The organism is Ralstonia pickettii (assembly GCF_001699815.1).
GTDB lineage: Bacteria > Pseudomonadota > Gammaproteobacteria > Burkholderiales > Burkholderiaceae > Ralstonia > Ralstonia thomasii.
Window position 1 is genome coordinate 1 of record NZ_MCGB01000101.1, and the last position, 3,851, is coordinate 3,851.

The following is a 3,851-nucleotide window of genomic DNA, read 5'->3' on the forward strand; positions in this document are numbered from 1 at the left end:
AAGCTCGGTCTGGCGCTGCATATCGGGTTTTTGCGCATGAGTGGCCGCCTGCTGTATGCCTTTCGGGTGGTTCCCGTCGCCCTGTGGCGCCACTTGAGCGAGGAACTTGGCATTGCCACCCCTGATGTGGCTTCGCTGCGCACGCTGTACGGGCGGGAGAAGACACTGTTCGATCACCAGCAAGTAGCGTGCACGGCCCTTGGTTTTCGGTGGATGCCCTGATCGAAAAGCATTGGGACAGCCCGGTGCACCTGGCAGCCTCGGTCATGAGCGGACATGCCAGTGCGGTGGCAGCTCTTGCGCGGTTCGGTTCTGCCGCCCAGGGCGATCCAATCTATGAGGCTGGCGTGCAATTGGGGCGGTTGCTGCGTACGGCGTTTTTGGCTGACTACTTTGTCAAGGACGCTTTCAGGAACGAGTTGCGCCGGGTGCTCAATCGGGGCGAGGCTGTTAACGCCCTCAAGCGCGCCATTTATACCGGCCGGATCAGCCCGGCGCAGGCCAAACGTGTCGATGAAATGCAGGCTGTGGCCGATGCGTTGAGCCTGATGGCCAACATCGTGATGGCGTGGAATACCTCACAGATGCAGGCGGTCCTGGATCGCTGGTCGAACCGCCGCCAGGTCATTCCACCGGAACTGATCGGAAAAATTGCTCCCACCAGGCTGGAAAGCATCAACCTGCGAGGCGTGTTCCGCTTTCCTGTTGACCGTTATGCCGACCAAATCCTGCCCTCGCGGCAGGGAGCACCGATAACTGGCACCAACGGATGAAACCGATCACGGTTTGACGCCACGAATCGCAGATTTGAAAGTGAACAGGAAAGTCAATGAAATCAACGATCTACCAACACCACCTCCGCGCCAGTGCTAGCTTTTCGTACCGTCACTTATTGCACTGAAAACGAGGGGACCCCCAATCCACCGCCGACCGCGCTGCCGTGCGTGCCCAGGCCGCAGAAGCTGTTCGCACAGGCCAGATCTCCCACGGCGAAATCGGCAACGCCATGTAATGCAAGCCGATGCGGGCGTTTCGGACGCCACCGCTTGGCGCATCCACTGCGGCTGAGCGAAGGCGTCATCGGTGCACCGCATCACATTGCATCGCCCATGAACGAGCCCCCATTGCGGGGCTTTTTTCATGGGGCAAACTTTTGACGAATCCCAGCTAGGGCAACGCCGAATAAGTCCCCGCAGTGGCGCACGCCCTGATTTGGGATGGGATGCAAGGCGCAAACCACAGCGATAGCCGTAGCTATCGCGAGGATTTGCAACGCGGCAGACCGCCCAAAGCAGGGGTGCGCGGTGCGCGAGGGACTTGTTCAGCGTTGCCCTAGGTCTGTCAGGACGGCCCCATGCGGCCCGACGAACGTTCCAGCAGGGTTTCCAGCACCTCGATACGGTGCCGATGCCGGGTGGTGATGGCGTAGAAATGCTCCTGCAGCCCGGCGGAGTAGCCCACCTTGACGAGGATGCCCGTGCGCAACTCGTCCTGAACCACCACCTCGGGCAGCACGGTCAGCCAGCCGCTGTCACGGGCGATCAGGCGCAGCATGGCCATGTCATCCACCTCGGCGCGCAATCGGGGCGTCACCCCGGCCGATGCACACAGGGCTTCAAACTGCGCACGCAGTGCATGGCGGGGGCCAGGCAGCGCCACCTCCATACCCTCCAGGTCTTCAGGTATGCGCAACGAGCGCGATTGCCACACGCTGGCAGGGCCGACCAGCGAGATGGACTGGCTGCCGAGAAATTGGCAGTGCAAGGGGCGCTCGGAGTCGGAAGGCACTGACTCATTGGCCAGCACCACGTCCAGCTGGTGCTGCACCAGGCGCGAAATCAGCCCCTCCAGCAGCCCTGACTCCAGCGTCAAAACCACGGACGGGTCGGCCAGCAAGGGGCGGATCCAGTTTTCCTGGTAGTTGCGGGACAACGTTGCCACACTGCCCACGCGCAGCCGGGTCACCCCCGACGCGCTGCCCTGCAGGCGCCCCAGCATTTCCTGACCCAGTCCGAAGATGTTCTCGGCATATGCCAGTACCAGTTGCCCGGTGTCGGTCAGCAGCAGGCGGCGGCCCTCTCGCAAAAACAGCTCTTCGCCCAGGCGCTCTTCCAGCTGCCGGATCTGGGTGGACACCGCAGACTGGGACGTGTGCAGCTCTTGCGCTGCCTGGGTAAGGTGCCCCAGCTTGGCCACACGCCAAAAGTAGAACAGGTGGTTGAAGTTGAGTTGATCGAGTCTCATTGTTCTATTTTTAGTATTTTTTTGTTCTTTTCAATGTATTTTACAGAACAATAACCCCGCAGCATCATCGCCCCCAGTCTTGTTTCTGGAGGTTGAGTGATGCCATTTGTTCACGTTTTGTCCCACGCCAGCGCATGGGCACCGGGCATGCTCATGCTGGCCGCCATGGCGCTGGCACTGTGCCACAAGGGCTCGGTTGCCACGTTGTGGCGCTGGATGCTGATCCTGTCTGGTGCCGCCTTGGCAGGTTCTGTATTGGCGGCGATTGCGGCCATGGCTGGCATCGGCCGGCTGGACCACGCTGGCTGGCTCAAGGCATCGCCGATGGGCTTGTGCATGGGGGTTCTGGTGCAACTGCTGGGCACCGTCATCGCAGCGTTTTCTGCGAGGTACCTGGAGGGAGAGCCCGGCCAGCCGCGCTACATGGCAGCACTGGCGGGTGTGCTGGCTGCTGTGCACGTGCTGCTGCTGGCAGACCACTGGATCGTCCTGGCCATCGCCTGGGCTCTGGTGGGCATTGCGCTGCAACACCTGCTGTGCTTCTACCCCGACCGGGCTTTTGCCAGCCTGGCCGCCCACAAAAAACAGATGGCCGACAGGGTGGCCGACGTATTGCTGGTCGGTGCGGCGGCACTGGCCTGGCTGGAAGTCGGCAGCGGTTCTTTGTCGGCGTTGTGGGCGTACATCGCACGCGACGGCATGTCCCCGTTGCTGCACGCCAGCGCGGTGTTGCTGACCCTGGCCGTGATTTTGCGGACGGCCTTGTTGCCCGTGCATGGCTGGCTGATCCAGGTCATGGAGGCGCCCACGCCGGTGTCTGCACTGCTGCACGCAGGCGTGGTCAACCTGGGCGGGTTCGTGCTGATACGGTTCGCCCCCTTGCTGGAAAACGCCGCCGCTGCCCGCGTCGTGCTGGTCGTTTTTGGCCTCGGTACAGCCGTGCTCGCTGGCATGGTCATGCTGACGCGCATCAGCATCAAGGTCAGGCTGGCCTGGTCCACGGTGGCGCAGATGGGGTTCATGCTGCTCGAATGCGGGTTGGGCCTGTACACGCTGGCTGCGCTGCACCTCGTGGGGCACTCGCTGTACAAGGCCCATGTGTTTCTGTCGGCATCCAACGCGGTTCGGCAAGCGCGGCTGCAGGCCATGCACAGCGCAACCCCGCCCACAGCCATCAGCCTGGCGCTGGCACCCGTCGCCGCCACGGCCACCGTGCTGCTGGTGCTGAACGTGGCGGCGGAGGTGCCCTGGCCCGCCTGGTGGTCCGCCGTGCTGGGACTGGCCTGGGCACCGCTGCTCTGGTCGCCTCAGGGCCAGGCCAGCGCCAAGACTGCGGCCTGGCACAGCCTGGCCGGGCTGGTGATGGTGGCGGGCCTCACCGCAGCGGCAGTTGCCATCCACCATGTGCCACTGGGCTTGCGCGATGCTCCGGCGCACGTGCTGGGGTGGCTGGCACTGATCGGACTTTTAGGCCTTTACCTCTTTCTGGCACTGCTGCAGAGGCAGCCCCACATGCTGCGGACCTGGCGCAGGTGGAGCTATGCAGGGTTCTACATCGACGAGGCGTACACCCGGCTGGCCCTGTACATCTGGCCCACCGCCTGGAC

At 63.1% G+C, this 3,851-nt stretch carries 3 protein-coding genes and 2 pseudogenes; 4 read left to right on the forward strand and 1 reads right to left on the reverse strand.

All coding sequences use genetic code 11. From position 1 onward, the window contains the following. Positions 1 to 36: 36 nt before the first annotated feature. The 3 genes and pseudogenes from BEK68_RS22085 to BEK68_RS26305 all read left to right on the forward strand — a co-directional run. A complete protein-coding gene (locus BEK68_RS22085; protein WP_231641000.1) occupies positions 37 to 222 on the forward strand; it encodes a hypothetical protein in 186 nt (61 codons plus the stop codon). Next, positions 216 to 773, forward strand: a pseudogene (locus BEK68_RS22090) (Tn3 family transposase); the annotation flags it as partial. The gene BEK68_RS22085 and the pseudogene BEK68_RS22090, both read left to right, overlap by 7 nt. Positions 774 to 916: 143 nt before the next feature. Then, a pseudogene (locus BEK68_RS26305) lies at positions 917 to 1,012 on the forward strand (DUF4148 domain-containing protein); the annotation flags it as partial. A gap of 329 nt (positions 1,013 to 1,341) precedes the next feature. On the opposite strand, the gene BEK68_RS22095 reads toward BEK68_RS26305, so the two are convergent. Next, positions 1,342 to 2,244: a LysR family transcriptional regulator gene (locus tag BEK68_RS22095; RefSeq protein WP_004637169.1), complete on the reverse strand. Its 903-nt coding sequence runs from the start codon at positions 2,242 to 2,244 to the stop codon at positions 1,342 to 1,344. Positions 2,245 to 2,343: 99 nt separating this feature from the next. On the opposite strand from BEK68_RS22095, the gene BEK68_RS22100 reads away from it, so the two are divergent. Beyond that, the coding region (locus BEK68_RS22100) for an NADH-quinone oxidoreductase subunit L (RefSeq protein ID WP_065851899.1) at positions 2,344 to 3,851 on the forward strand (1,508 nt) is incomplete at its 3' end.

What these genes read in the sequence shown, in the direction of transcription:
- BEK68_RS22095 (WP_004637169.1), bottom strand. Translation starts at nt 2,244, where the DNA reads ATGAGACTCGATCAACTCAACTTCAACCACCTGTTCTACTTTTGGCGT.
- BEK68_RS22085 (WP_231641000.1), top strand. Translation starts at nt 37, where the DNA reads ATGAGTGGCCGCCTGCTGTATGCCTTTCGGGTGGTTCCCGTCGCCCTG.